This is a genomic window from Variovorax sp. WDL1 (genome assembly GCF_001541225.1).
Lineage (GTDB): Bacteria > Pseudomonadota > Gammaproteobacteria > Burkholderiales > Burkholderiaceae_C > Variovorax.
In genome coordinates this window covers 32,895-59,894 of sequence record NZ_LMTS01000110.1, presented here as the reverse complement: position 1 = coordinate 59,894, position 27,000 = coordinate 32,895, and the positions used below count along the sequence as shown (strand labels likewise).

24 protein-coding genes, 1 tRNA gene and 2 pseudogenes are annotated in these 27,000 nt (G+C 64.5%); 15 read left to right on the top strand and 12 right to left on the bottom strand.

Annotated elements, in window-relative coordinates:
* The first annotated feature begins 4 nt into the window (after positions 1–4).
* On the top strand, positions 5–1,198 hold the full coding sequence (locus APY03_RS41495) for a hypothetical protein (protein WP_146039681.1): 1,194 nt from the start codon (positions 5–7) through the stop codon (positions 1,196–1,198).
* A 68-nt stretch (positions 1,199–1,266) separates the two neighbouring features.
* Entirely contained in the window at positions 1,267–1,731 is a 465-nt protein-coding gene (locus APY03_RS15560) for a type III secretion system chaperone (RefSeq protein WP_068678091.1), read from the top strand.
* Here the strand turns inward: APY03_RS15560 and APY03_RS15555 are convergent.
* Positions 1,700–3,187, bottom strand: coding sequence for a sensor histidine kinase (locus APY03_RS15555; protein WP_068678090.1), 1,488 nt, complete (start codon positions 3,185–3,187; stop codon positions 1,700–1,702). The two genes, APY03_RS15560 and APY03_RS15555, sit on opposite strands and share 32 nt — an antisense overlap.
* A 118-nt stretch (positions 3,188–3,305) precedes the next feature.
* Between APY03_RS15555 and APY03_RS41490 the strand changes: the two genes are divergently transcribed.
* Positions 3,306–4,523, top strand: coding sequence for a sensor histidine kinase (locus tag APY03_RS41490; protein WP_068678089.1), 1,218 nt, complete (start codon positions 3,306–3,308; stop codon positions 4,521–4,523).
* A 73-nt stretch (positions 4,524–4,596) separates the two neighbouring features.
* On the opposite strand, the gene APY03_RS15545 is transcribed toward APY03_RS41490, so the two are convergent.
* The 4 genes and pseudogenes from APY03_RS15545 to APY03_RS15530 all read right to left on the bottom strand — a co-directional run.
* Positions 4,597–8,781, bottom strand: a complete 4,185-nt coding sequence (locus APY03_RS15545; protein ID WP_146039683.1) for a hypothetical protein — start codon at positions 8,779–8,781, stop codon at positions 4,597–4,599.
* 13 nt (positions 8,782–8,794) lie between these two features.
* On the bottom strand, positions 8,795–9,373 hold the full coding sequence (locus tag APY03_RS15540; protein WP_162487176.1) for a CesT family type III secretion system chaperone: 579 nt from the start codon (positions 9,371–9,373) through the stop codon (positions 8,795–8,797).
* Positions 9,354–9,800 (bottom strand): CesT family type III secretion system chaperone, encoded by a 447-nt coding sequence (locus APY03_RS15535; RefSeq protein ID WP_068678086.1) that lies wholly within the window; start codon positions 9,798–9,800, stop codon positions 9,354–9,356. The genes APY03_RS15540 and APY03_RS15535 overlap by 20 nt, the downstream gene beginning before the upstream one ends.
* Positions 9,801–9,968: 168 nt before the next feature.
* Positions 9,969–10,364, bottom strand: a pseudogene (locus tag APY03_RS15530) (EscN/YscN/HrcN family type III secretion system ATPase); the annotation flags it as partial.
* Here APY03_RS15530 and APY03_RS15525 point away from each other — a divergent pair.
* The 4 genes and pseudogenes from APY03_RS15525 (at position 10,285) to APY03_RS15505 (ending at position 13,311) form a co-directional block, all read left to right on the top strand.
* Positions 10,285–11,273 (top strand): annotated as a pseudogene (locus APY03_RS15525) (FHIPEP family type III secretion protein). The pseudogenes APY03_RS15530 and APY03_RS15525 sit on opposite strands and share 80 nt — an antisense overlap.
* A gap of 46 nt (positions 11,274–11,319) precedes the next feature.
* A complete protein-coding gene (sctD, locus tag APY03_RS15515) occupies positions 11,320–12,705 on the top strand; it encodes a type III secretion system inner membrane ring subunit SctD (RefSeq protein ID WP_162487177.1) in 1,386 nt (461 codons plus the stop codon).
* A gap of 9 nt (positions 12,706–12,714) precedes the next feature.
* Positions 12,715–12,960, top strand: a complete 246-nt coding sequence (locus APY03_RS15510; protein ID WP_068678081.1) for a hypothetical protein — start codon at positions 12,715–12,717, stop codon at positions 12,958–12,960.
* A gap of 96 nt (positions 12,961–13,056) precedes the next feature.
* Positions 13,057–13,311 (top strand): hypothetical protein, encoded by a 255-nt coding sequence (locus APY03_RS15505; RefSeq protein WP_146039684.1) that lies wholly within the window; start codon positions 13,057–13,059, stop codon positions 13,309–13,311.
* Positions 13,312–13,327: 16 nt separating this feature from the next.
* Here the strand turns inward: APY03_RS15505 and APY03_RS15500 are convergent, their stop codons facing one another.
* Positions 13,328–14,170, bottom strand: coding sequence for a response regulator (locus APY03_RS15500; RefSeq protein WP_146039685.1), 843 nt, complete (start codon positions 14,168–14,170; stop codon positions 13,328–13,330).
* Positions 14,171–14,389: 219 nt separating this feature from the next.
* Between APY03_RS15500 and APY03_RS15495 the strand changes: the two genes are divergently transcribed.
* The 4 genes from APY03_RS15495 to APY03_RS15480 all read left to right on the top strand — a co-directional run bounded on the left by APY03_RS15495 (position 14,390) and on the right by APY03_RS15480 (position 17,858).
* The gene (locus APY03_RS15495) at positions 14,390–14,827 is read left to right on the top strand and encodes a response regulator (protein ID WP_068678079.1); all 438 of its coding nucleotides are present in this window, start codon (positions 14,390–14,392) and stop codon (positions 14,825–14,827) included.
* 13 nt (positions 14,828–14,840) lie between these two features.
* Complete coding sequence (locus APY03_RS15490) at positions 14,841–17,126, top strand: response regulator (protein ID WP_068678078.1); 2,286 nt, start codon at positions 14,841–14,843, stop codon at positions 17,124–17,126.
* An 80-nt stretch (positions 17,127–17,206) separates the two neighbouring features.
* On the top strand, positions 17,207–17,506 hold the full coding sequence (locus APY03_RS15485) for a hypothetical protein (protein ID WP_068678077.1): 300 nt from the start codon (positions 17,207–17,209) through the stop codon (positions 17,504–17,506).
* Between the two features lie 127 nt (positions 17,507–17,633).
* Positions 17,634–17,858: a hypothetical protein gene (locus tag APY03_RS15480; RefSeq protein ID WP_146039686.1), complete on the top strand. Its 225-nt coding sequence runs from the start codon at positions 17,634–17,636 to the stop codon at positions 17,856–17,858.
* Positions 17,859–17,976: 118 nt separating this feature from the next.
* Here APY03_RS15480 and APY03_RS15475 read toward each other — a convergent pair.
* The 5 genes from APY03_RS15475 to APY03_RS15455 all read right to left on the bottom strand — a co-directional run bounded on the left by APY03_RS15475 (position 17,977) and on the right by APY03_RS15455 (position 23,908).
* Positions 17,977–18,052: transfer RNA gene (locus tag APY03_RS15475), tRNA-Thr, on the bottom strand.
* A gap of 11 nt (positions 18,053–18,063) precedes the next feature.
* Entirely contained in the window at positions 18,064–19,071 is a 1,008-nt protein-coding gene (locus APY03_RS15470) for a class 1 fructose-bisphosphatase (protein WP_068678075.1), read from the bottom strand.
* A gap of 36 nt (positions 19,072–19,107) precedes the next feature.
* The gene (gene pepN / locus APY03_RS15465; RefSeq protein WP_068678111.1) at positions 19,108–21,801 is read right to left on the bottom strand and encodes an aminopeptidase N; all 2,694 of its coding nucleotides are present in this window, start codon (positions 21,799–21,801) and stop codon (positions 19,108–19,110) included.
* A 25-nt stretch (positions 21,802–21,826) separates the two neighbouring features.
* Positions 21,827–22,931 (bottom strand): peptide chain release factor 2 gene (prfB, locus tag APY03_RS15460; RefSeq protein WP_102906211.1). Its coding sequence is split into 2 segments (ribosomal slippage): positions 21,827–22,849 and positions 22,851–22,931, totalling 1,104 coding nucleotides; the frame shifts between segments, so codons are not numbered across the junction.
* A gap of 50 nt (positions 22,932–22,981) precedes the next feature.
* Positions 22,982–23,908 (bottom strand): alpha/beta fold hydrolase, encoded by a 927-nt coding sequence (locus APY03_RS15455; RefSeq protein ID WP_068678073.1) that lies wholly within the window; start codon positions 23,906–23,908, stop codon positions 22,982–22,984.
* A gap of 86 nt (positions 23,909–23,994) precedes the next feature.
* On the opposite strand from APY03_RS15455, the gene APY03_RS15450 reads away from it, so the two are divergent.
* The 4 genes from APY03_RS15450 to APY03_RS15435 are packed head-to-tail and all read left to right on the top strand — an operon-like array spanning position 23,995 to position 26,621.
* A complete protein-coding gene (locus APY03_RS15450) occupies positions 23,995–25,056 on the top strand; it encodes an aldo/keto reductase (RefSeq protein ID WP_068678072.1) in 1,062 nt (353 codons plus the stop codon).
* 20 nt (positions 25,057–25,076) lie between these two features.
* On the top strand, positions 25,077–25,568 hold the full coding sequence (locus tag APY03_RS15445; protein WP_068678071.1) for an aminoacyl-tRNA deacylase: 492 nt from the start codon (positions 25,077–25,079) through the stop codon (positions 25,566–25,568).
* Between the two features lie 49 nt (positions 25,569–25,617).
* Positions 25,618–26,259: a glycerol-3-phosphate 1-O-acyltransferase PlsY gene (gene plsY / locus APY03_RS15440; protein WP_068678070.1), complete on the top strand. Its 642-nt coding sequence runs from the start codon at positions 25,618–25,620 to the stop codon at positions 26,257–26,259.
* Positions 26,260–26,267: 8 nt separating this feature from the next.
* On the top strand, positions 26,268–26,621 hold the full coding sequence (locus APY03_RS15435) for a RidA family protein (protein WP_068678069.1): 354 nt from the start codon (positions 26,268–26,270) through the stop codon (positions 26,619–26,621).
* 9 nt (positions 26,622–26,630) lie between these two features.
* Here APY03_RS15435 and APY03_RS43850 read toward each other — a convergent pair.
* Positions 26,631–27,000: retropepsin-like aspartic protease family protein (locus tag APY03_RS43850; protein WP_232324288.1), on the bottom strand; the 370-nt coding region annotated here is incomplete at its 5' end.

Below are 27,000 nucleotides of genomic sequence, written 5' to 3'. Positions count from 1 at the left end.
CCCCATGAGCATTCCAAAGAGTAAAGCCGACATCCGCCAGCAGCTATTGGTCTCTGGTCACGACCGCATTCAACCCCTTGAGCAAGGGGAGGTCCGGATCTTCCATCAGAGCCAGAGCCACCATGGCATTGAGGCGCCTGTTGTCAGTCAGGGGCATCTCCGCCCGACCCCTATGCCCAACGTCCGGCAGGTCGTGTCGGTGGGCATCGGATTCCAGCCTGCTCTGCCCGCAGGCAATACCGTTCTTCCGTCGCAGTTGCATGGGGTGCACACCCATGCGGCCGAACCATTCCAGCGAGGCCCACACCACTGGAATACGGCGGGCAGCCATCTTGCAGCAATGCAGCGCGGGCCTGGGCAATGGGTCATGCCGGACCCTTATGGCACCCCGCTTGTCCCTGCCGATTCCGATTCTTCATCAGATGAAGAGGATCGTGTCGATTTCGGTGGATCCAGGACTTTGCGCGCGAACGAAGGCGAGGTCGAGCTGCAGCAACTTCCGCCTCCCAAGCGGGTTCGATTGCCGTACTCCGGAAGTGAAGGGGCGGGAATTCCATTCGCGGGCACCATGTCGCTGGAGGACCTGGCCAACCTGTATCGCTCCACAATGACGCCCCCACTGCCTCTCCCTTGTCCCGAACGCCCATTGCCGCGCCCGCTGCAAGTCCAGACCTTCGATGAGGACCTCATCCGGAAGCGCCTGAGGCGGCAAGTCAACCGCGATGCTGAACACCCGACAAAGGCGACGCCTGCAGGCCTTCCGAGCGCCGTGATCGCGTTGTGGACGAAGACGTCGTTCGAGCACATGGTGGAGTACGTCAAGACCTTGGAGCCCGAGCAAAGTTGCGGTCTGCTGGTGGCATCACGTGCGTGGAAGACAACGAACCCGGTCGCTTCACACCTGATGGCCCTGCTGTATCTGTTCACCTGCCACAGCCCTCCCTGGGAATTCGTCATCGAGCTTTCAGACCTTCTCCCTCGCACCTGGCCGCCGGCGCTGGAACACTTGCGGCAGGGCTGCCTATTGGACTGGAGCCAGGTCGTGCCAACCAGCAGGACCGGTATCGCGATGAGAAAAGAGATGCTTTCAAAGCTGAACGACCGCTATTCGAGACCTGCAGCGCAGCATGGGCGGTTCGCGGGCATGCCCCCGGCCGACCTGGTCGCCGCGATTCGCTCCGCGATGACGCAGTCGTAACCCCGGGGCGCTTCGGCTTCATAACCCAGAGGACGGCAACCGGCCTTGCCGCGTCGTTTCACTGCTTCATGTGTGCTATCGAATCCTTGCTGGGTCGCATTCCCGATGGACACGCCGGCCCGTCGGCCCACTCGCCTCGCACGCTGCTGGTCGGCAGCGATGTCCTGATCCATCTTCAGGAGGACGAGAGCCGCGAGGAGGTCACTCTCTACAGCGTGCCCGGATCGATGCAGGAAGTCGCCTGGCTGTCCGGGCGCATCGAGGCGTGGTCGCATGTGCTGCCCCATCCCGCGCACGAGCAGGCCGTGTGCGCTCTCACCGTCGATCCGCGGACACGCGAAGTCTTTCTATCGGAGACCTGGCCCCGTGCAGCGCTTGATCAGGTCACGTTGGGCCAGGAGCTGAACTCCCATGCCGACCGGCATCGCCTGTGGCGGCGCATGCTCCGGTTGCCACAGGATGGCGGTACCGGGCCCGGGACTTCGGACAGAGTCTCTGCGACTACGCAGCCCTCCTGGGAAGGTAGACCTTGAACGTCGTGCCCTGTCCGGGCGCGGAGTCGACCTCGATTCGTCCGCCGTGCCTGTCGACCACCTTCTTGCAGATCGTCAAGCCGATCCCGGTGCCTTCGTAGAGATCCTGCGCGTGGAGCCTCTGGAAGATGACGAAGATCCGCTCGAAGTGCTCGGGGGCAATGCCGATTCCGTTGTCGCGCACGGAGACGATCCAGTTCGCCTCGTCCTCGGATGCAGACACTCGAATGCGGGGGGCCACGCCTGCGGCGGTGAACTTGATGGCGTTGCCGATGAGGTTCTGGAGCACCTGCGTCAGGCCGGAAGGCTCGCCCGTCACCTCCGGCAGCGGTCCGCGTTCGACCACGGCACCCGAGCGCTCGATCGCGTTGGCGAGATTGGCCAGCGCATCATCAAGGGCGTGATCCAGGCGAACCTGCTCCATCGGAATGGCGGAGCGATCCACCCGCGAGTACAGCAACAGGTCGTCGATCAAGCGCTTCATGCGGTCGGCGCCACCGGCGATGTACCTGATGAAATCCTGCGCGTCGCTGTCGAGCTGGTCGCCATAGCGGCGCCGCAGCAGTTCCGAATAGCTGCTCATCATGCGCAACGGCTCGAAGAGGTCGTGCGAGGTCACGTACGCAAATTGCCTGAGTTCATCGTTGGACCGCGTGAGCTCGGCGACCTTGCGCTCGACGGCATCTTCGCGGATCTCACGGGTGGTGATGACCAGCATCCACCGGCCGTCTACCTGGATGGCCTGCTGCTGTTCCTCCATCACGCCCTGGCTGCCCGCGCGCGACCTGGCGGTGGGTGAGATGCGGCGCCGCGGAAGCGGTGAAACGGCGATCGCATCGTCATACTCGCGCTCAAGGTCATTGCGCGTCCGGCCGTCGGACCAGAGCGTCCATGGCGGAACCTGCAGGAGGTCATGGCGCGTCATGCCGTGATAGCGGCAGACTGCATCGTTGCATTCGACATGGCGCATGTTCTCGCGGTCGACGACGAGCATGCAATCGTGGCTCGCATCGAAAGCCCGGGACAGCAGTGTCGAGCGGGCTTGCTGCATCTTCTGGCTGGTGATGTCGCGCGTTGCCACGACCATCAGCCACCTGTCTCGGATTCGCAAGGCGGTGTGCGTCACTTCCGCATCCATGAAAGAACCATCGGACAGCCGGTAGCGCTGCTCGCTGGACAGCGAACGCGGGAACGCCTTGATGACCTCGTCGAAGAGGGCTTCGTAGGAGGCTCGCGTGCCGCCTTCCATGTGCGACCATGGCGACGTTCCAAGCAGTGCGTCCCGCGAGCGACCGATGCGCTTCGCGGCAGCGGCGTTGAGATCGACCAGGCGCAGCGAGAGGCGATCCACGACCTCGATGCCTTCGCTGCATTGTTCCAGCGAAGCCCTTGCCCAATCGAGCGGTTCGGCTTTGGAGCCTGGAGGCGTTTCTGCGATCTCGGTAGGGTCGTCCATGGGTTGGCGGCCGGGTGCGTGCCGTGGCAGAGGACACGGCCATCATACAGGCGCAGACTGCTGGCGCACTCCGACTTCGGGACTAGGCCGGAGTCGAGCGCTATGCTTGGGCTCTGCCATGAATCCCGACTCCCATCAGCGTTCCAAGCCAGTCGCCGGCCTCGACGCTTCGCACGACCTTGCCGCGCGGCAGCAGGAGCAGGCGCGCATGGAGCGCCTGGCTTCCGCGCTCGACTTGAGCGACGATGCCGTCTTCCTGATCGATCGAGCCTCGATGACGTACCTCGAAGTCAACCAGGGTGCATGCACGCTGCTCGGGGTGACGCGGGAGGCGCTCCTGAAGCAGCGACCCAACCAGACGAGCCAATCGCTCGGAAGCCTGGACGAACTCGGCAAGCTGTACGACCAGGTCATCGCCCAGGCTCCGCTGACGCAGAGGTCGGAGCTGCTCGTGCAGCAGTCGGGCGGCCGCACCTGCATCTGCGAAGTCAGGCGCAAGGCGATCCAGCAGGCGGGCCAATGGGTCATCGTGGCAACGCTGCGCGACATCAGCGAACAGAAGAAGGCGATGGCCAGGATGCTCGAGGCCGAGGCGGAAACCCGGTCGAAGGTCGAGGAGCTGACGCGGTCCAACCAGGAGCTGGAGCAGTTCGCCTACATCACGTCCCACGATCTTTCCGAGCCCTTGCGGACGGTGGCGAGCTACACCCAGCTGCTCGAGCGGCGCTTTGCGCATCAGTTCGACGGCGACGCCCGCGACTTCATGGCGTACATCGTGGGAGGGGTGCAGCGCATGAAGGCGCTGATGGACGCCCTGCTGCTCTATTCGAGGATAGGCCGACGCGAGCTTGCGAAGCAGCCTGTCGCGCTGGACCGCGCGCTGGACGATGCGCTCGCCAATCTGGCGCCGGCCATTCGGGCCTCGAACGCCACGCTGCACCGCGAGCCGCTTCCCACCCTCTTGGTAGACAGGGCGGAAATGACGCAGGTGTTCCAGAACCTGGTCGGCAATGCCTTGAGGTACCGGACGGAAGGCGTGGCGCCGCTTGTGAGCGTGTCGGCAAGAGACGAAGACGCGGAGTGGGTCGTCGAGGTCCGGGACAACGGGATCGGGATCGAGCCGCAGTACTTCCAGAGGATCTTCATGATCTTCCAGAAGCTTCATCCGCGGGACCATTCGGAGGGAACGGGGATCGGCCTGGCGATCTGCAAGAAGGTGGTGGAGCGCCACGGGGGGCGCATCTCCGTGGCCTCGGAGCTCGGGAAAGGCACGACGTTTGCCATTCATTTGCCGAAGCTTCGGGCGGGTCGCGGCGAAAAGGCAACGGCGGCTTGAGCGCGTCGCGCCGTTGAATCGCGCAGGGGAAGGCTGGCCGCGACACAGGCCGCGGCCAGAGCGCCCAGGCCACTCAGTCTTCTGCCATGAGGAGGTCCATTTCCATCTCCATCTCCTTCCTTGTCATGCTCAGGTACACGCGGTTCAGAAGGTCGATGGCATCGAGGTTGGCCTTCACGCGACTGGCAATGGGGCGTTTGTCCCCGACGACCAAGGTCGCGCCTACCGTGAGCTGATACGAGATCTCTTCCTCGAAACTCCTGCAGGCTTCTGCCACCTGCAGCCGGGCCTCGGCAATGCTGGCGGTCCTTTGGAGCCAGCTTTCTACCAGGACATCTGCACGTCCTCCTGCCTCGGCGATCCTGAATCGATACTCATTGTTCGACGGTGTGGCCCGCGGAACGTGGTAGAGCACCGTGAATGTCATGCGCTCCTGGAAATTGGGGTGCTCGGAGCCGATCTCGCCCATGAACCACTTGAGTGCTGCGATCGGATCGTTGAGCAGCGAGTCGACAGGCCTGCTCGATCTGGGGTCGATGACCGAATACTGTTGTCCGTCATAGCAGAGCATGACTGACCCATGGATCGTGGCGCCAACGTCGTCCTGAGCCGCGTACGACACCCCGAAGCTTTTTCCTTGCTGCAGTTCAGGGGGTGGCGTTCCGACGGGCTGGATCCGGTTCCTGGCGTCTGGGGCATACCGCACCGTCGCCGTCGTCAACGGGATCCATTCGGCCTCCGGCTCGTTCAAGGCCATGTGCCGAGTGAATGCGGCAAGATCCTGCATCGGCATTTCCGCCAGACCCGCCGGGCCGTAGGACAGATGCTGGTAGGAAAACCTGGCGAACTCGTCTTCGGTGGTCAGTGTCCCCCAGTTGGTGTTGCCGCTCAGGCTTGCCTGCAGCATGTTGCAGACTGCCAGCGAGGGGTACTTGTAGTCCGAGATGTGCAGGAGACCCTGGCGATTCGGGTCGGGAATGCTGAAAGCCTGAATCGGACTTGCATGCCCGGACGGGTCGGGAGAGAGGTAGAAGACGCTCGGTCCCGTTTGCGCAACATGAATGCCTAGCGGAGACCGCGCCCACGGGAGCTCCTTCATCAGCTGCGAGGGCTTTCTGATCCCCGGCTCTTGACTCGAAAGCCCGCTGAGCAGATCGATCAGCTCGTCGTATGGGTCTTGCTCGTCATCATCGATGCGCGCGAGATGGTCCGGGTCACGGATCACGCTGCGCTCGATCCTGCTCTCTCCGGTGGTGCGAGCCAGGGCGGAGCGTGGCTTCGCCAGCGGGCCTTCCTTCCGTGCCGCCGCTGTCTTGAGCTCGTCGATCCTCTTCGCCCTGAAGCTGCGAGGTGAGAGCGGCTTGCGCTGTTCGTCGTCCGGGTCAGGTCCTGCGTTCGCAATACCCTTCACCGAACCCAGGTCGAGTATCGGAACGATATGGGTGGGCCCGAGGTCGTCGATCTGCATGCGCACGTCATCACTGCCGGTTGCCTCAGGCTTCGCGTCGTCAGCAGGCCCGGTGCCATCCGGGCTCGCGCGCAACTTCCTGATCGCGGCGAGGTTTTCGCTGATGGCCTCCTCGAGCTCGTCCTCGGTCTTGCCCTCCAGCGTTCCGTGCTTCTCGAAGAAGTTCTTGAGCCAGGACGACCTCACGTCCACGGCGAACATCTGGTCCCACATCGCCTCGGTCAGCTTTGCCCGGCGCAAGAATTTGAGCTTGGGCGGCCAGTCCTCCTTGGGAATCGGCTTGCTGACCAACGTCTCATAGCCCGTGATCTCCTCCACCCGTGCGTCCTCGAAGCCGACGGAGACCATGAACTCCTGCCACAACGAGCCACGCAGGCTGGGCGGAGGGGCGTTGACGATGGATACCCCTCCGCCGGCATTCTGGCGCAGCAAGGCCTTCCTCGCGATGTAATCCTGATACCCGTGGTTGAAGCCGAGTTGGAACACCAAGCCGGCCAGCGCAACGGCGTTGCCAAGGATCTTGCCGCCCAGAATGGCGCCCGCAAGTTCTTCAGCGCCTCCTTCGGTCAGCTCCCCACGGAGAATGAGTGCCTGCGCGCCCAGGGTGAAGATCGACTTGAGCACGAGAAAGCCGCTCGTGCCCGCGACAAACCACGCAAATGCCTGGCCGAGCTTCTGTGCGGCCTGGCTTGGCAGTTCGCCGCGCTGCTCGATCTTGCCTGCGAGCTTGAACAACTCCCGGTCGAGCTCATCGTTCTCGCTCGTGGCATCGCCCGAATCTGCAACCTGCTCGAGCGAGCCGCGGAGCACGTTCTGGGCTGCCTGGGGCAAGGTGCTGTCTTCGCCCAGCAGCCTCGACGCATCGCCCTTGTTTGCCGAGTTGGCCGCGCTCTCTTCGTAGAGCTGAAGATTGCGGTCGATCCTTTCCCTGACCCCTTCGGCCAGTTGGCGTTCCACCGCAATCGCGTCGATGAAGGCTGCGCGATCGGCGGGCGTCTTCAGCTTGCTGAATCCGTCAGCCAGGACCGCATACGTGCAGGGTATGTTCTTGCCTCCGAACTTGGCCTTGTCCGCCTCATCGTTGTCTACCGTCCTTGGATCCACCAACCAGCCCAGGACTGCTTGCCCGTAGACCGTTTGATCGAACCTGAGCAGGGAGCCGAAGGCAGCCAGCCTTGTATTCAATTTCCCGGTAACCATCTTGTCCAGTTTCGCCGCGTCGAACTCGCCGTCTTTCCCGATGAGATTGCCGGCACCTGTCATCGCGATGATCTGCCATTGCGTCGCGAACTTGTTCAGGGCGTCCTTGCCGGTGGCATCCGGATACTTCCACGCATAGTAGAGTGTCTGCACGAGGCTGGTGATCACCTGCAACGCGTCTCCCGCCACAGTGCCCTCGTATCCGGTGCAGTACTCCGCCAACTGAAGGCCCAGTTGGGTAACAGTCGCTCCGCCATAGAAGGCCGTTCTGATATCGCGCACGATGGCCTGGTGGCTCAAGACATTCAGCATGACATAACGGGCGACTTTCGCGCGTTCGAAATCCGTGTCTACGACGGCCTTGCGGACTGCGGTGCTCTCGTATGGAGCGCCTGCCTCCAGTGCCTCGATTGCCGTGCTGAGTTCCTCGCTCAGCATTCTCCAATCCGCAAGCTGGCGCAGCAGACGCTTGGCTTCCAGCCTCGCCAGGCCCGACAGCGCAGCGCGGCCGGTCGTGACTTGCGAGAGCTCGTCGATCCTCTCCTCCAGAGTGAACTTCTTCCCCTCGATGATGTTGAGGATCTTCTTCTCTATGTCATTGAGGGGAGGCGAATCGCCCGATTCCTGGGATTTGCCCAGCGCCTTGGTCACGAGTGTGAGCTGTTCCTCCAGCTTGGCTTTTGCCAGCAGCCTCTGCCCAACGAGTTGCTTTCTTTTTTGTTCGAGCTTGGCCGGGTCACGCTCCTTGATGAGAGCGTCCACTTCCCTCAGTTGCCCGAGGTCCTCAAGAACGTGGCGCATGGCTCGCAGTTCGCCAATCGTGCCATCTTCATTGATGATCGTCGAAGACTCCACGTTCGGACACCATTCCGGGTTCGCGCGCTTCTGGAGCTGGACGGCCTCGCTTTGCTCGTAGCCATTGTTCTGCGCTGCCCAGACTGAAATCGGTGCCTGCATGAAGGGATAGGCGAAGTTCGTGGCATGCCTGACCTTCGATGCAATCTCATCACCCAGAAAGATGCGGGTGTACAGATTGACCGTCGACTTGAGGATGGTCGGCGACTGCGTCCACATGAACGCCTTGATTGAAGGCCTCGCGTATTCGGCACCTCCGTTCTTGGCAGCGTTCTTGACCTCCTGCGTCCAATCCTTCGTCTCGGGGTCCACCATGCCGAACGCTTCCGCGAGCTTCGACCCCAGCTGCTGGTAGAGCGGCTCCAGCGGATCTTCGTCCGGATTCTCGGAAGTGACGCCCAGGTCCTTGATTTCCATCACTTGCTTGCGGAACTCGACGTAGGCGTCGATGTTCTTCCTGAACGTTTCGTCGTTCTTGAATTTTGTCGACCAATAGCACATCTCGGTCTTCAGGTCGGCCTGAAGAGACTCCGGCGTGGGAGCGGGTAGAGCGCCGGCACCCAGGATGACTTGAGGGGGAGGCGGAGGAATATGCGAAGGAGGGGGGACGTCCTCGTCGGAGTCGACAGAGTCAAGTTCAAAGTCGCTTTCGATATGCGACTCCTCTTCAGAGTGCGATTCTTCGGGCGCAGCTTTGCCCTTGAAGCAGGATGCGAGGCTTCCGAGTGGGTTCATTGTTGTCGTCTTCCTAGATGTGCAGAGCCAGCGCGGATTTACTCAGTGCGGCGTTCGAATCGGAGGTGAGAGAGAGCTCTTCCCGCCAGGGCGCCGTTTGTCGATCCGCCTCGGTCACCGCGACGACCAGTTTGTCGACATCGAGCGCATCGAGCCGATAGGCCGAACTGTGAATGACAGTCTTCGTCGAGGGTTCGAGCGCGCAGACGCCGGCGGACCTGGCGGCGTTCCGGTGATTCATGGCGAGCAGCCTGCGATAGCAGTCCGTCTTCGATGTCGGCGGCACAGTCCCGCACCGGGATTCCACAACCAGCATTGCGCTGCGCTCGGGCTCCAGCGAGTGCACGAAAGTGAGTTCGCGCGCGCCGACGCGCAGGGTCACCGCCAGGTTCTCCGCGGCGCGCCAGGCAGTCGCATCGGGCCAGTTGGTTCCTTCGGGCGGCCAGCCAACGCCGAGCCGGCCCGGCAGGAAGGTCAGCATTGCAATCAGGTGATCGCGCGCGGCGAGGTCAAGTTCAGGTTCAGGGTTCATTCGTTCTCCGGTTTGTTGTTGGTGTTGGTGCACAGACGGGTCAATGGAGCGTGACGGCATGTGCCGCACGCCATTCGTGCGCGAGACGCGCCAGGTCCCCAAGTGCTTCCGAGATGTTTTCGTGCGTCGCGCCGCGCAGCGAGACGAAGCAGCTGTAGACCAGGTGGTCGAGAGATTCATCGATGCCCAGCACGCCCGAGCCCGAACGTGCCATGCCCAGGTTCAGCGAAAGCGCCTGTTCCAGCGCATCGTCCATCTGGTCCGCCGGCATGGGTCCGAAGTGGCACCGCAACAGGAAGCGGTCGGCTGCGGTGCCGGTCCCGTCCAGGTGCGTCACCTGGAACAGCACGCCGTCGAGGTGGAACTTCATTCCGATGGGCGCGTCGGGTGCATCCTGGAAACTTGCAGCAGGCTTGCCGGCCTGCCGCCGCAACTCGAGTGCGAGGTCGATGAACTGTTCGCGCCAGGGGCTTCTTGCTTCGGACATATGGGGACTCCTTGTGAGAGATGCTGTGTCGCTGTTTGGAGCACATCGCTCCGCCACGGCAAGGCGACCCCGGGTCCCGAGGATCAAATCTTGCGCAATCTTGAGTAACGCGTGTCTTTGCAAGGTTCCCGTCCGACGCACGCTCTTGGTGCGGGGCGGAACCTGGCGTCACGCGGGCGGTGCGAGCGCCTTCAATCGCTTCAGCGTCTCACCGAAGTCGGTGTGCTCGTCCGTCGGTTGGCGCAGGAAGTCCCGGATCGCCTCGTGCCGCTCGATGGCCATGTCCGCGATGCGGTCCGCACCCTTCTTGTATTCACCCACCTTCAGCAGCAGCTCGATGTCCTGGTACTTGGCCATCAGTTCGCGCACCTTGCCGGCCGCAGCCTTGTGTTCGGGTGTGATCAGGGCATTCATCACCCGCGACGCGGAGGCCAGCACGTCGATTGCGGGGTAGTGGTTGGCCGCGCCCAGCTTGCGCGACAGGATGATGTGGCCATCGAGGATCGAGCGCGTCTCGTCGGCCACGGGCTCCGTCATGTCGTCGCCTTCCACGAGCACCGTGTACTACGACCTCGGTGTTGTCTTCCCGGGATTGCAGTTGCGCTTCAACGAGCAGCTGCAGGGCGAGGCCTATGCCATCCTCGTGGGCGAAGTGCCGGTGTCGCAAGGGCGGTTGCGGCCCGAGCATCTGCTGGTGCGCGAGTCGCCCGAGAACCTCACCGCATTGCAGATCCCGTTCGAGAAGGACGCCAAGTTCCTGCCGAACCTGGAGTCGATCTGGGCTCCGGCGAGTCTCGGCGCGACCATGACGAAGGCGGGCATCCCTTTCCTAGAGCCAACGCAGATGCTGAGCTATCACATCGCCTATGTGCTGCGCAAGCATGCGGCCGAGTTCGTGGGTATCCAGGAGACGCGCGCGATTCTCACGGAAATGGAATCGAAGTTTCCCGAACTCGCCAAGGAGGTGGCGCGGGTCATGCCGATCCACAAGATCGCGGAGATTCTCCAGCGCATCGTGTCCGAGGAAATCTCGATCCGGAATGTCCGTGCCGTCATGGAGGCGCTGGTCGACTGGGGGCAGAAGGAGAAGGACCCCGTCCTCCTGGCGGAGTACGTCCGCATGGCTCTGAAGCGGTTCATCAGCCACAAGTTCTCTGCCGGCCAGAACATGCTTCCCGCCTACCTGCTGTCGCCGGCGATCGAGGACCAGGTGCGAACCGCCATCCGCCAGACATCCGGCGGTTCCTATCTTGCGCTGGAGCCCGCGGCCGCAAGAAGATCGTGGCCGCGGTGAAGTCGGTGGTGGGCGATACGTCGACCGCGACACAGAAGCCCGTCCTGCTCACCTCGATGGACATCCGCCGCTACGTGCGCAAGCTGCTCGAACAGGACGCGGGCGATCTGGCGGTGCTGTCCTACCAGGAGCTGACGCAAGACATCAACATCCAGCCATTGGCGAGGATCTCGACATGAAAGTCGCCAACTGCCTTCGAGGGGTGTCCTCGTGAGCGGCGAGAACTTGGAGCTCGCCGGCGCCATCGAACTGCGCGTTCTGCATGGACCTCAGGCAGGCGCGCGCCTTCCGCTGCAGCCCGGGCACGGCTACACGATCGGAACGGGGGACACCTGCGCGATCGTCCTGGGCGGCGCGCAAGTCGCACAGGAACACGCGCGGATCAGCGTCGATGCAGAGGGCATTTCTGTCGAGCCTTTGGAGGGGCGGGTCCTGACCTTGGCTGGGGAGGAGGTCCAACCGGGACTGCTGCCGTTGGGCACGGTGCTGCAGTTCGGTCTCGTCAAGCTTACCGTCGCGTCGCTGGACGACGAATGGCCGGCCGATGAAGCGCTGCAGATGCGCAGCGTGCCGACCGAGTCGGCTGACGAGGTGGAACAAGATGACGTCACTGACGGCGCTGCTGCGGGACTGGAAGCGCTCGCACCCACGCCTTCGCCCAGTGCCGGCGTGCAAGTACTCAAGCACGCCGAAGTGCGTCGGTATGCAGTGTATGGCGCGGTGATCCTGCTCGTTGGAGTGGCTGTGTTTGCGGCCATGCAGCGACCTGCGGAGGCGATTGCCAGCACTGTCGAGACATCACCGGGCTCGCTGGAGCCGGAGGTCAGACCCGTTGCCACGGAGGCGGAAAATGCCTCGGCGTTGGCGGAGGTGCTCAAGAGCTTTCCCAAGAGCTCGCTGGCCGTGAAGCGGACCGAGGGTGGGGCATGGGTGGTGGAGGGCAGGCTGCGCACCGACAAGGAATTGCAGAGGCTGCGCGAGCGCGTGTCGATGCTCGAGGTGCCGGTCGAGGTCAAGGTGATGCTGGACGCCGAGCGGCTCGACCTCGTCAAGCGCTTCGTCCAGGCCCAACGTTCGCCGGGGCGGCTCGAACTGCGCATGGAGCCGGGCGCCGGCGACGTACTGCGGATTCTGGGTTCGGCTTCGAGCGCAGAGGAGGCTGCGGCCTTTCCTGAACGGGCTCGTGGGGAGCTCGCCGGGTTGGAGCCGATCGAGTTCGACATTCTGCGGCCGGAGCAAATCCGGGAGCGCTTCATGGCCCGTTTGCGCGAAGCTGGCCTTGACGGGAAGTTCAGGGTGACCGCGACGGAGCCGGCACTCGAGTTGCGCGCTGTTCTGGGTCCCCAGGACACGCGCATCTGGGAGGCGCTCTTCCTGGATTTCACGCGACGCTACGGCAGCACCCTCACGATCAGTGCACATGTCGACCCGGAACGGGATGCGATCGCAGCCAATGTAGCGGCCGTCGTTGGCGGTGCCTTTCCCTACATCGTGACCACCAGCGGGCAGCGCATTGCGCCAGGCGGCGCGCTTGCGGGCAATACGGTCGTCGCCGTACGGGATGGCGAGATCGTGCTCTCCGACGGCACCCGTTTCCGCTATGGCCCCTGAAAGGTAGACATGACATCTCAAGGACAGCACATCGGCTTCGATGTGGAGCAGCGACTGTGCGATGACGCGAGCGGCCAGTACCGCGCAGAACTGCGGGCCAGGCTGGGCGAAATGCAGAGCGCGTGCGCGCTTGCGAGGCGGCAGCTCCATGACCGCGACACTTACCGGCGGATAGAGGCGGCCATGGCCGCGGTGGCGGCCGCTGCGACCGTGCTGGAGCTGATGCCCCGTGCCGGCGCTGCCCGACGGCAGTAGTGGGCAGGAACCAACGCGCACACCAGGTTACTGAGTACACGGGGTGATTGGCGGTTCAGCCATTCCCCTTGAGCAATATCAACGACGGAGCTAAATATGACGATACCGAAGAGTGGTGACGGGGTCAGTCTCGAGACTCTGGAAACCCTGATGATGCCGGTCATCATCTCATCGGAAAAGGATCTCAAGGCGGTTCTGGCGGAGATCAAGAGCGGCAAGGATGTGGACGCCGCCCAGCTGCTCTACTACACCAATGAAGTCAATCAGAACAACCTGACGGTCAACATGTGCGCCTCCATGGTGAAGGAACGCGGGGACACGCTCAAGACGGCCACCCAGAAGTTCGGCTGATGCGCCCGGGGCGCGGCTACTTGCGTGTCACCTGGTCGGGCGGGGCGTCTACGTGCGCCGCGGGCATCCCACTTGACGGCGGCTCCAGCAGCTGACGAAGGCCCAGCCGGTCCGCGGCGGCAATGGCTTCCGCGCGCGTGTTGACGTTCAGCGCGGACAGCACCGCTGCAACGTGGGCCTTGACGGTTCCCATGGCGAGGTTGAGGTTACGGCAGATCTGCTTGTTGGAGTTGCCCTCGAGAAGTTCGCGAAGGACGTCGATCTGCCGGTTCGTCAGTCCCTTTGCGGCGGCCTTGGTCGAAAAGGCTGCCGTGGCGCGCAAGGAGCCGTCGCCTTCCTGAGGTGAACTGTCTGAGATGAAGGGCTCCGGCGGTACGTAGATCCCACCGTCCAGGATGAAACGCAGCGCACTCAGGACAATCCGCTTGCCCGACATCTTTGGAATGAAACCGAGTGCGCCCTTCTGGATGGCCGTCTGGACGGTCTTCATGTCGTAAGTGCCTGACACGACGACCAGGCGTGCTGCCGGACATTGCATCAGGAACGCGTCCAGGCCCGAGAGGCCTGCGGCACCGGGCATGTTGAGGTCGAGCAGGATCAGGTCGATGTCCGGGCTGGCATGGAACGCGTCGATGGCTTCGGCCAGCGTGCTTGCCTCCAGGACCTGCGTGCGAGCATCGATCTGGAGCAGCGTCAGCTTGAGCCCTTCCCTGACCAGGTGGTGATCATCGGCCACCAGAATCTTGAGCTCGCCGCCCTCCGCGATGTTCTGCGCTTCGGAAGGGGAGATCGACGAACGTTCAATCGTCCTCTTTTCGGAGATCATGCTTTTGGTGATACGAATGCGCCACGCTGGCAAACTGGATGGATCGAGACTCGCACTGCGGTGGCTGAGTTCATGCTAGCACCCTTTGGCATTTTTTCCATCAGACTCAGCCCGCTCCGCCCGCTCGGATGACTCTGGTTTATGTGATGTCGTGCCGCCATAATCAGAATCCGCGGGAGGGCGCACAGCCATGGCGAACAGCGCGAACATGAGAAGGAGTGATTGCCGGTGAGTACGGGGATCGTCCCTGGGATGGCGCATATCCTGCTGGTGGAAGACAGCCCTGCGGACATGCGGTTGACGCTGGAAGCCTTGAAAGAGTGCCAGGTTCATTGCAACCTGCACTGGGTCAAGGATGGCGTCGAAGCGCTCGACTACCTGCATCGCCGCAACGAGCATGCCAATTCGGAAAGGCCCGACCTGATCCTTCTGGATCTCAACCTGCCGCGGCTCGATGGTCGCGAAGTGCTTGCCGGCATCAAGGCGCATCCGAAGTTGCGCCGCATTCCGACGGTAATCCTGAGCACATCGAACGAGGAGGAGGACATCCTTCGTTGCTACGAGCTGCATGCCAACTGCTACATCACAAAGGATCCCCTGAACTTCGACGGTTTCCTGGAGGCGATCCGGTCCATCGATCGCTTGTGGTTGTCGCTCGTCTCGCTGCCGCCGCGCGCTGACGAGCCATAGCAGCACGATTCGCATGCAAGGACTCGCCCAAGACATCCTGCTGGTGGAGGACAATCCCGGCGACGCGCGACTGCTCCGTGAGCTGCTGATCGACGAGGTGGGCCGTGAAGGGTTCCGCATGCGCGACGCGCGGACGCTGGCCGAAGCCTTGCATCGCATCGTCGAGCAGCGGCCGGACATGGTTGTGCTGGACCTGTCTCTGCCCGACAGCTTCGGACTTGAAACGCTCTTCAGGATTCAGAGCCAGGACGCGTTGTTGCCCATCATCGTGTTGACGGGGAACGAGGACCAGGCATTGGCTCTCGCGGCGGTCAAGGCGGGCGCGCAGGACTTCCTGGTCAAGCAGGACCTGTCGGGCCGACTCCTGGTCAAGACGCTGCAGTACGCGCGCGAGCGCAAGCACAACGAAGCCAGGCTCCGGGTGAGCGAAGCGCGCTTTCGCAGCCTCGCCGAACTCTCGTCGGACTGGTACTGGGAGCAGGATGCCGAGCATCGGCTGACCTATCTTTCCGACGGACTGCTGGAGAAGTCGGGCGTCGACCCTGCGGCGTTGCTGGGCCGTCGCTGGTGCGAGGTCTCTCCGGGCGATGGAGACGCCACGTGGGCGCCCCTTCGGAAGGCGCTTGCGAACACGCAACCCTTCCAGGACTTCGTGTTTCCGCATGCGACCGATGGCGCCGAGACTTTGCACATCAGCATCAGCGGGGTGCCCGTTTTCGAGAGCGGCGCCTTTGCGGGATACCGTGGCTTGGGCAAGGACGTCAGCTCGCGCGAGCGCGCGGCGGCACATCTGCGCGGAAGCGAGGAGCGCTTTCGGCGGATGCTGGACACGGGGCGCGACGGGATCCTGATGCTGGATGCCGATGGCTTGATCTCGTTTTGCAATCGGCAAGCCGCCAGCCTGCTCGGGCTGGAGGCGACTGAGCTCTACGGGCTGCGGCTGGACAAAATGCTCGTGCATGAGGCGCCGCCGGGCATGGCGGAGCATGGTGCGCAAGAGGAGCATGGCGTCGCTGTTCGGCGCGCGGACGGGAGCACCATCTTCGTGATGGAGTCGTTGTACCCGGTGCCCGGGCCGGACGGCCTGCACGCCGGGACGCTGGCGATCCTGACCGACCTCACCGTGTACAAGCAACGCGAGGAACGGGTGCGCGAGCTTGCTGCGCTCGCCGCCCAGAAGAGCGAAGCGGAACGCGCGAGCCACGCGAAGTCGCGCTTCATGGCGGCGGTGAGCCATGACCTTCGGCAGCCGATGCATGCGTTGGGATTGTTCATCGACGATCTGAAGAGCGCAGAGCTACCCGAGCACGTGTATCCGGTACTGGACCATATGGAGTCTGCCCTGCATTCCACGCAGACGCTGCTCGATTCGATCCTCATCATGTCGAGACTGGAGACGGGGATGGTCGCCCCGAACTTCATGGTCTTTCCCTTGGAGCCGCTGCTCGCAAGGCTGCGGGCGGCGTTCGGGCCTACTGCACGGCAGAAGAATGTTCGCTTCGTCGTCGCGTCGTCGGCGTTGAACGTCTACAGCGACCCCGCGCTGCTGGAGCGCGTTATGGCCAATCTCGTTTCCAACGCGCTGCGATACACCGACAAAGGCGGCGTGATCGTCGCGTGCCGCCCGGCAGGCCGGGATGTGCGGCTGGAGGTCTGGGACAGCGGGATGGGCATCCCTGTCGAGCACCAGGAAGCAGTCTTTCGAGAGTTCTACCGGATCGAACGGGGCGAGGACGACCGGGGCGGCCTGGGTCTGGGCCTGGCCATCGTCCGTAGCTGCACCCAGTTGCTGGGGTGTCCCGTTCAGCTGCGGTCCGTGCCCGGCCGGGGCTCCAGGTTCTCGTTGCGGATCGCCGTGGGCGAGCCCCGCCTGCAGGCGCCCGCGTCAGCCGAAATCCAGCTGGCAGACGACTCGACGGACGCTCGCTTCGAAGGCCTGCGGGTGCTGTTGATCGATGACGACGCGTTGATCCTCGAAGGGACGCAGAAGCTCCTGGAGCGCTGGGGGTGCCATGTGGTCCCGGCGCAATCGGGTTCCCAGGCCGATGTCCTGCTCGACGGCGCCGTGTTGCCCGACCTGGTCATCTCCGACCTCAGGCTGGAAGCCGGCGAACTGGGCACGGAGATCGTGGCCCGCATACGCCGCCGCTACAGGCCCGGTCTGCCGGCCTTGCTCGTGTCGGGCGACACGTCGTTGCAGACGGCGCGCTTTGTCCGCCAGCACGGCCTGCCTTTGCTCTACAAGCCGGTTGCTCCGGCACGCCTGCGCGCCATCATCGCCAAGATTTGCGGTGGGTAGACGTTGCTGTGCTTCGGACGGAACCCGGTTCGAGCCGCCGTTACCAACAAGTGTTCAGAAGCACTTGGCGAGGACCCTCGATGGACGAGCACGATTTCGGCGATGCCGCCACTTTTCCCGAGAGGGCCCAAGAGCTTGCCATGCAGGCCCAAGAGACTCTCAGCACTTACCACCGTCTTCTCGAGGAACGCGGCGTGACGCCCGATTCCTGCTTGGCCGAGCTGCGGCGGGTGGGGGGCGAAGCGGCGGTCGATAAAGCTCGCCGCGAAGCAGAGGAAACGCTTCGCGCCATGGACGAAAGAATCGAGCGCGAAGTGATGCACGCGCCGGCTTCGAACCGCCCCCTGTCGCGCCATATGGTGCGGCGCGGCGGCGTTTGAGGCGCTTTCCACAACCACAATTCCATTCATTCGAGGAACCATGACGATCGATACCAACTCTCCCGTCTTCACTGCGCCAGTCCTTGCGCCTGCGTCCTTGACTGGCGACGACGCTGATACGACTCGCATGACAAGCGTGCTTGCGCATGCCGTGCTCGTCAGCGGAGCGCTTGAGGAGCGCATGGCTCAGACGCTACGGAACATGAGCGAACGTGGGTTCGACGTGAGCGCGGCGGACCTGCTCAAGCTGCAGTTGCAGCGCACGGACCTGTCAGTCTGGACGAATACGGTGAGCGGGAGCATCGTTGACATCTACGCGCCCTTGAAGGAGGCGGCCAGCAAGATGTCCTGACGCCATGCGGGCGGCGGCACCGGCCGAGCCCCGGCAGTATGCCGTCCCAATATGCCACCCGCTACGCGGCAGTGACATGAAAAAAGGGGTTGACCACGACAGTCAACCCCTTTTGGTTTGGTGCCGGAGAGATGAATCGAACACCCGACCTTCTCATTACGAATGAGCTGCTCTACCGACTGAGCTACACCGGCTAAGCCCGCGATTATAGCGGCTCGTGATAGCCGGTCAGCCGCCCGACCTCGTTCTTCGACCCCAAAACCACAGCCACCCGCTCGTGCAGCTTGGTGGGCTCCAGGTCGAGGATGCGTTGGCGGCCGTTGGTGGCGGCGCCGCCGGCCTGCTCGACCAGCCAGCTCATGGGGTTGGCCTCGTACATCAGGCGCAGCTTCCCGGCCTTCTCGGGTTCGCGCTTGTCCCAGGGGTACAGGAAGACGCCGCCGCGCATCAGGATGCGGTGCACGTCGGCCACCATGCTGGCGATCCAGCGCATGTTGAAATCCTTGCCGCGCGGGCCGTCCTTGCCGGCCAGGCATTCGTCGATGTAGCGCTTCACCGGGGCGTCCCAGTGCCGCATGTTGCTCATGTTGACGGCGAATTCCTTGGTGTCGGCCGGGATCTGGATGTCCTCCTGCGTGAGCATGAAGGAGCCCTGCTCGCGGTCCAGCGTGAACATCGCGACGCCGCTGCCCACGGTCAGCACCAGCGTGGTCTGCGGGCCGTAGATGCAGTAGCCGGCCGCAACCTGCTTGCTGCCGGCCTGCAGGAAGTCGGACTCCTGCACGCCGGGCGAGCCTTCAGGCTTCTTCAGCACGCTGAAGATGGTGCCGATGCTGACGTTGACGTCGATGTTGCTCGACCCGTCCAGGGGATCGAACAGCAGCAGGTACTCGCCCTGCGGGTAGCGGTTGGGCACCACGTAGATGCTGTCCATTTCTTCGCTGGCCATGGCAGCGAGGTGGCCGCCCCATTCGTTGGCCTCGATCAGCACCTCGTTGGCGATGATGTCGAGCTTTTTCTGGACTTCGCCCTGCACGTTCTCGCTCTCGGCGGAGCCGAGCACATTGCCGAGCGCGCCCTTGGTGACGGCCTGGCTGATGCTCTTGCAGGCGCGCGCCACCACTTCGAGCAGGAGGCGCAGCTGGCCGGGGATGAGGCCATCGGCGCGCTGCTGTTCGATGAGGTAGCGGGTGAGCGAAACGTTCTTGGGCATTCAGTGACTCCAGGGAAAGCTGTCGATTCGGGGTGCTTATCCAGCGAGCGCGCGGGTAACGACCTCGTGCGTGTCCTTGCTGAGATCGGGCTTGGCCGCCACGCGCATGATGGCTTCTCGCGCGGCGCTTCGGTAGGGCTCGGCCAGCTTGCTCCAGCGGTCGAGTGCGCGCGCCAGGCGCGCGGCGACTTGCGGGTTGATGGCATCGAGCTCGATCACGCGCTCGCTCCAGAACACGTAGCCCGCGGCATCGGGGCGGTGCAGCGCACCCGGGTTGGCGTTGCAGTAGCTGAAGATCACGCTGCGCGCGCGGTTCGGGTTCTTGAGCGAAAAGTCGGGGTGCTTCATCAACTGCTTGACCAGCGGCAGGATGTCGCCGCCGCGGTCGGGCGCGCCGGCCTGCAGCGAGAACCACTTGTCGATGACCAGCGCCTCGTCCTTGAAGATCGCGTGGAAGCGCGCCAGGGCCTGCGCCGCCAGGGCGTGGCCCGAGGACACCAGTGCCTGGAGCGCATTGAAGCGGTCTGTCATGTTGCCGGCGTCCTTGAAGCGCTGCAGCGTCCTGCCGGGCCAGACCGTGTCGCCGGTCGCGCGCGCGGCCAGGCAGAGGTACGACAGGGCAAGGCCGGCCAGCGCGCGGCGGCCGGAGGAGCGCGGGTCGGGGCTGTAGGGCCCGGTGTCGCGGTTCTCCTCGTAAGCCTGCTCCCAATCGGCGAAGAGTCCGGCGGCGAGCTGGGCGCGCATGGCCTCGCGCACGAGGTGCACGCGCTGCGGATCGACGGTCTCCAGTTGCTCGGCGATGTAGGTTTCCGACGGCAGCGTGAGCACCAGCTCCTTGAAGGCTGCATCGAGCCCGGGGTCGCGCAGCACGCGGCGCATGGCCTCCAGGTAGGCCTCGTCGAGCGGTGCATCGCCTACGCCCGCGACCGGCGCGCGGATCGCCTTGATCGCGGCGCGCAGCGCCAGGCGCTGGGCGGCCTCCCAGCGGTTGAAAGGATCGGCGTCGTGGGCCAGCAGCGCGAGCAGCTGGGCGTCGCTGTACTCGTACTCCAGGATCACCGGCGCGCTGAAGCCGCGCAGGATCGAGGGAACCGGCTCGGCGTCGACGTTGATAAAGGTGAACTGCTCGCCGGCGCGTGTCAGCACCAGGGTGCGCGTGCCCGCGCCCGGGGCTTCGTCGCCGGCCAGCTGCAGCGGGAGCTCGCGCCCGTCGGGGCCGAGCAGGCCGAGGTTGACCGGTATCACGAACGGTTCCTTGAAGGGCTGACCCGGGGTCGGCGGGCAGCTCTGCACGAAGCTGAGGGTGTAGGTGCGCGCCGCGGCGTCGTACACGCCATGGGCGGCCAGGTGCGGCGTGCCGGCCTGGCTGTACCAGCGCTTGAACTGCGGCAGGAGATGCGCCAACTCGGAATCGGGGTTTGCATCCGCGATGGCCTGCGCGAAGTCGTCGCAGGTCACGGCCTGGCCGTCGTGGCGCTCGAAGTACAGCGTCATGCCGCGCGCGAAGCCCTGCCTGCCGACCAGCGTCTGCATCATGCGCACCACCTCGGCACCCTTCTCGTAGATGGTGACCGTGTAGAAGTTGCTGATCTCGATGTAGCTGTCCGGCCGCACGGGGTGTGCCATCGGGCCTGCGTCCTCGGGGAACTGGGCGGTACGCAGCACGCGCACGTCCTCGATGCGCTTGACGGCCCGGGCCGAGGCGTCGGCGCAAAGGTCCTGGCTGAATTCCTGGTCGCGAAAGACCGTGAGGCCTTCCTTGAGCGAGAGCTGGAACCAGTCGCGGCAGGTCACGCGGTCGCCGGTCCAGTTGTGGAAGTACTCATGGCCGACCACGCTCTCGATGTTGCTGTAGTCGGCATCGGTGGCGGTGGCCTGGTTCGCCAGAACGTACTTGGTGTTGAAGATGTTCAGGCCCTTGTTCTCCATCGCGCCCATGTTGAAGTCGCTGGTGGCGACGATCATGAAGCGGTCCAGGTCCAGCGGCAGGCCGAAGCGGGCCTCGTCCCACATCACGGAGTTGACCAGCGAGTTCATCGCATGCTCGGTCTTGTCGAGATCGCCGGCGCGCACGTAGACCTGCAGCAGGTGCTCGTTGCCGTTGCGCGCCTTGATGCGCTGCTCGCGCGCCACCAGCTTGCCGGCCACCAGCGCGAAGAGGTAGCTGGGCTTGCGGAAGGGATCGACCCACTTCGCGAAATGGCGGCCCTCGGGCAGTTCGCCCTGCTCGACCAGGTTGCCGTTCGACAGCAGGACAGGGTAGGCGGCCTTGGCGGCGCGGATGGTCACCGTGAAGCTCGCCATCACGTCCGGGCGGTCGAGGAAGTAGGTGATGCGGCGGAAGCCCTCCGCCTCGCACTGGGTGAAGAAGGTGTCCTCGCTCACGAACAGGCCCATGAGCTTGGTGTTCTTGGCGGGCGCGCAGGTGGTGAAGAGTTCGAGCTCGAAGGCATCGGGCAGGTTGTCGATCACCAGCTGGTCGGCCTCCATGCGAAAGGAGGCGCCCTGGCCGTCGACCAGCACGCGCGCCAGGTTGAGCTCGTCGCCGTCCAGGCGCAGCGGCTCTGGCGCGACGTCCGGGTTGCGCCGCAGGCGCATGCGGTTGAGCACGCGGGTCTTGGCCGGGTCCAGGTCGAAGGTCAGGTCGACGGTGTCGATCCAGTAGGCGGGCGCGCGGTAGTCCTCGCGGCGGATCGCGACGGGCTCGGCTTGGGCATCACGCATGAGCATCGACATCAAAGTGTCTCCAGGATTTTTATACGCCTTGCTTGAGCGAGGCTTCGATGAAGGCATCGAGGTCGCCGTCCAGCACCTTCTGGGTGGCCGAGATCTCGACGTTGGTGCGCAGGTCCTTGATGCGGCTGTTGTCCAGCACGTAGCTGCGGATCTGGTGTCCCCAGCCGACGTCGGTCTTGCTGTCCTCCAGCTTCTGCTGCTCTTCCTGGCGCTTGCGCATCTCGTGGTCGTACAGGCGCGAGCGCAGGCGCTTCCAGGCGACGTCGCGGTTGCTGTGCTGGCTCCGGCCGTCCTGGCACTGCACCACGATACCGGTCGGGATGTGCGTGAGGCGTACGGCCGAGTCGGTCTTGTTGATGTGCTGGCCGCCGGCGCCGCTGGCGCGGTAGGTGTCCACCCGTACGTCGGCGGGATTGATCTCGATCTCGATCGAATCGTCGATCTCCGGGTAGACGAAGATGCTGGCGAAGCTGGTGTGGCGTCCGCCCGAGGAGTCGAAGGGCGACTTGCGCACCAGGCGGTGCACGCCCGTTTCGGTACGCAGCAGGCCGAAGGCGTACTCTCCCTCGACCTTGATGGTGGCGCCCTTGATGCCCGCGGTGTCGCCGGGGGTCTCGTCCTCGATCTGGGTCTTGAAGCCCTTGCGCTCGGCGTACTTCAGGTACTGGCGCAGCAGCATGCTGGCCCAGTCGCAGGCCTCGGTGCCGCCGGCGCCGGCCTGGATGTCGATGAAGGCGTTGAGCGGGTCGGCCGGGTTGTTGAACATCCGGCGGAACTCGAGCTGCTTGATGTCTTCCTCGAGCTTGGCGGCGTCGTCGGCGATGGCCTGCAGGCCATCCATGTCGCCGTCCTCCTTCGACATCTCGTAGAGCTCGGTGTTGTCCGAAAGCCCGCTGGTGAGCCGGTCGAGCGTGACGACCACGTCGTCGAGCGCCTTCTTTTCACGGCCCAGTTCCTGGGCCTTCTTCGGGTCGTTCCAGACGGCGGGATCTTCGAGCGATGCGTTGACGGTCCTCAGACGTTCGGCCTTGGCATCGTAGTCAAAGATACCTCCGTAGGTCGGCCGTCCTGGCGCTCAGGTCTGCGAGGGTTGCGCCGATTTGGTTGATTTGCTCTGCATCCATGGGGTAGTCCTGACGGTGTTCGGGGTAAACCAGGGATTTTCTCACGCCCGTCAAGGCCCCTCGTGCGCCATGAATGCCTCGATGAGTGCCGCGACTCGGGCCGGCTGGTCGTGGTGCAGCATGTGGCCCGCGTCCTCGACCCGTTCCAGGCGCACGTCGCGCACCGATTTCAGGCGCTCCTGGAAGTCCGCCAGGGTGTAGCGGCCCTTCCACCAGTGGCCCAGGCTGTCGTCGGAGGCCACCACGGCCAGCACCGGGGCCTGGATGGCGGCGTAGAGTGCGAGCGCCTCGTCGACGCGAAACAGGTTCGCGTTGATGATCTTGTGCGCCGGGTCGCCCAGGATCTCCCAGCGCTCGCCGCCCTCGGGATGCGCACGGGCCACGGACCAGTGGCCAGCGAGCCAGTCGGCCTTGTCCTGCGACAGGCGCGGGTTGGTCTTCATCAGCCGCCGCGCCACCCCGTGGGGGCCGGTATAGCTGGCCAGCGCCATCTCGCCGCTGTGCAGGCGCTTGAGCTGGTCGATCCACTTGCCGTAGCGGCCGGGCGCCTCGGCTGGCTCCAGGGGAGGCATGCCGAAGCCCTCGAGGTTGACGAGGCGGCGCAGCCGCTGCGGCCGCACGCCGCCATACTGCATCGCAATATTGCCCCCCATGCTGTGGCCGACCAGGTCGACGGGCGTGTCGCCGGCGTAGTGGTCGAGCAGCCAGTCGAGGTCGGCGAGATAGTCGGGCATCCAGTAGTTGTCGACGGTGCCGCCTTCGGTGAGGCCGAAGCCGCGCCAGTCGGGGGCAATCACGTGGCGCGCCTCGGCCAGCGCATCGACCACGAACTGCCAGGACGCGGCCACGTCCATCCAGCCGTGCAGCAGCACCAGGGGAGGGCGCGCCAGAGAAGGTGTGCCCCAGATGCGGACGTGGTAGCGCAGGTTGCGGATGGGGACGAACTCGCTGCGGGACGGGCGGATGACTTGGTACATGGCCGATCGATGATACGGACCGCGCCCGGGCTCCGCAGTCCGGCACCGGACAGCGGGCCCGCGCGTGAGCCGGTAGCATCCATCGCATGCAAAAAGTCCAACTCGGGCAGAGCGATCTGCGCGCCACGCCGATCTGCCTCGGCACCATGACCTTCGGCGAGCAGGTGGACGAGCCCACCGCCCACGCCATCCTCGCCCGTTCGCTCGAACGCGGCATCGACTTCATCGACACGGCCGAGATGTATGCCGTGCCCACTCGCGCGGAGACCTTCGGCGCGACCGAGACCATCATCGGCCGCTGGTTCGAGAAGAATCCCGGCGTGCGCCACAGGATCGTGCTCGCCACCAAGGTGGCCGGCCCATCGCGTGGCATGCCCTGGGTGCGCGAAGGCAGCGGCATGACGGCGGCCGACATCGTGGCCTCCTGCGAAGGCAGCCTCCGCCGCCTGCAGACGGATGTGATCGACCTTTACCAGATCCACTGGCCCGAGCGGCACGTGCCGGCCTTCGGCAACATGTACTACGACCCGGCGCGCGAGACTTCGCGCACCCCCATCCACGAGCAGCTCGAGACCCTCGCCGGCCTCGTGAAGGCGGGCAAGGTGCGCGCCGTCGGCCTGTCGAACGAAACGCCCTATGGCGTGCATGAGTTCGTGCGCCTGGCCGAGCAGCACGGCCTGCCGCGCCCGGCCACGGTGCAGAACGTCTACAACCTGCTGAACCGCTCGGTCGAGAACGGCCTGGACGAGACTATGCACCGGCTCGGTGTCTCGCTGCTGGCCTATTCGCCGCTCGGCGCCGGCTTGCTGACCGGCAAGTACGACGAAAGCGGCATCACCGGGCCCGATGCGCCGCAGGGCGCGCGAATCGCACGCTACGAGTCGGTCCGCAAGCAGCGCTGGGGCCGCCCAGGCTCGCTCGAGGCGGCGCGCCGCTACAACGCCCTGGCACGCGAGATCGGCATGACGCCCACGCAGTTCGCGCTGGCTTTCTGCCACAGCAAGTGGCAGGTGGCGAGCACCATCATCGGCGTCACCTCGCTGGCCCAGCTCGAGGAGAACCTGGACGCCTGGGACAAGCGGCTGCCGCCTGATGTCCTCGCTGAGGTGGACAAGCTGCGCTGGGAGATGCGGGACCCTGCGATCTGAAAGCACTGTCCCGCGCACGCATGAGCAGGAAATCCCATGTCAGCGAAACCCCCGCAACCCAGTTGCTGAGGGCGAACGGCGTCGACTTCACCGAGCATCCCTACGAGTACTTGGAGCACGGCGGCGCCCAGCACAGCGCCGAGGTACTGGGACTGGACCCCTTCACGGTGGTGAAGACGCTGGTGATGCAGGACCAGGATGCGAAGCCGTTGATCGTGCTGATGCACGGCAACCGCACGGTCTCGACCAAGAACCTGGCGCGGCAGATCGGAGCCAAATCGGTGGAGCCCTGCAAGCCCGAGGTTGCCAACCGGCACAGCGGCTACATGGTGGGCGGCACCTCGCCCTTCGCGACACGGCGAGCGATGCCGGTCTATATCGAGTCCACCATCCTCACGCTGCCGAAGATCGTCATCAACGGCGGGCGGCGCGGCTACCTGGTGGGGATCGACCCGCAGATCTGCGTGCGGCTGCTCGGCGCAAGGCCGGTGCAGTGCGCGCTGGCAGAATAGCCGGCCGATCCGGGCGGCACATCGCCCGTCCGGACCGTCTGGAGACACCGTGAGTTCCTATCTGCCTTCGTTGATCGCGATCGTCCTGTCCTACCTGCTGGGCTCGCTGTCCTTTGCCGTCATCATCAGCAAGGCGCTGGGCATGGCCGACCCCCGCAGCTACGGCAGCAAGAACCCGGGCGCGACCAACGTTCTGCGCTCCGGGAACAAGGGCGCGGCACTGGCGACACTGCTGCTGGATGCGGTCAAGGGCTGGCTGCCCGTCTTCCTGATCCATCGCCTGGGTGAGCCCTACGGCATGGGGCAGGGGACCGCGGCGCTGGCGGGGCTGGCGGCCTTTCTCGGGCACCTGTACCCGGTCTTCTTCGGCTTCCAGGGCGGCAAGGGTGTCGCCACGGCGGCCGGGGCGCTGTTGGGCATCGAGTGGCTGCTGGGGCTGGCCACCGGCACCACCTGGCTGATCATCGCTGTCTTCTTCCGCTATTCCTCGCTGGCCTCGATCGTGGCGGCCTTCTTCGCGCCGGCCTACTACCTGATTGGCGGCGGCATCGCGTGGCCGCTTTCGCGCGAGGTGCTGCTTGCGCTGATCGCGATCAGTCTGCTGCTGATCTGGCGGCACCGGGAAAACATTCGCCGCCTCGCGGCCGGCACGGAGTCCCGGCTGGGCTCCAAGGCCAGGACACAGGAGTGATTTCAAGCATGGCAAGCATTCAGCGCTTTCACGTCGGCCCGCGACTGTCCGAGACGGCGGTCCACAACGGCACCATCTATCTCGCGGGCCAGGTGCCGGACGACACCACGCAGGACATCCGCGGCCAGACCGCACAGGTGCTGGCGATGGTGGACCGCCTGCTGGCGGAGGCCGGCAGCGACAAGTCGCGCATCCTGATGACGCAGATCTTTCTCGCCGACATCGGCGACATCACGGCGATGAACGAGGTGTGGGATGCGTGGATTCCCGCCGGAAACACGCCTCCGCGCGCCACCGTGCAGGCTGCGATGGCCAATGCGGCCTACAAGATCGAGATCGTCGTTACCGCTGCCGCGGCGTAGCCCCGAAGCTCAGAATCGCTTTTCGAGGACCATCTGGTCCGCGTCGCGCCGCATCGAGAAACGGCTGATGAAGCTGTTGCCCAGCAGCACGTAGGGCATGGGCTGCTGCGACACGATCGCCTCCACGTCGTAGACCTCGACGTCGCCGACCCGCACGGAATTCAGGCGCACCAGATAACCCTGCGCGGTGCCGTTCGCGGTATTCATGCGCACTGGCCGCCCCTTGCTGAAATCGAGCCCGATGCGCTGCGCGTCCGGCGCCGATAGCGCAACGGTCGTGGCGCCGGTGTCGAGCATGAAGTTGACGCTGCGCCCGTTGATCGCGCCCTGCGCCAGGAAATGCCCCCCGCTCGACGCCGGCAGAACGATGCGCGTGCCG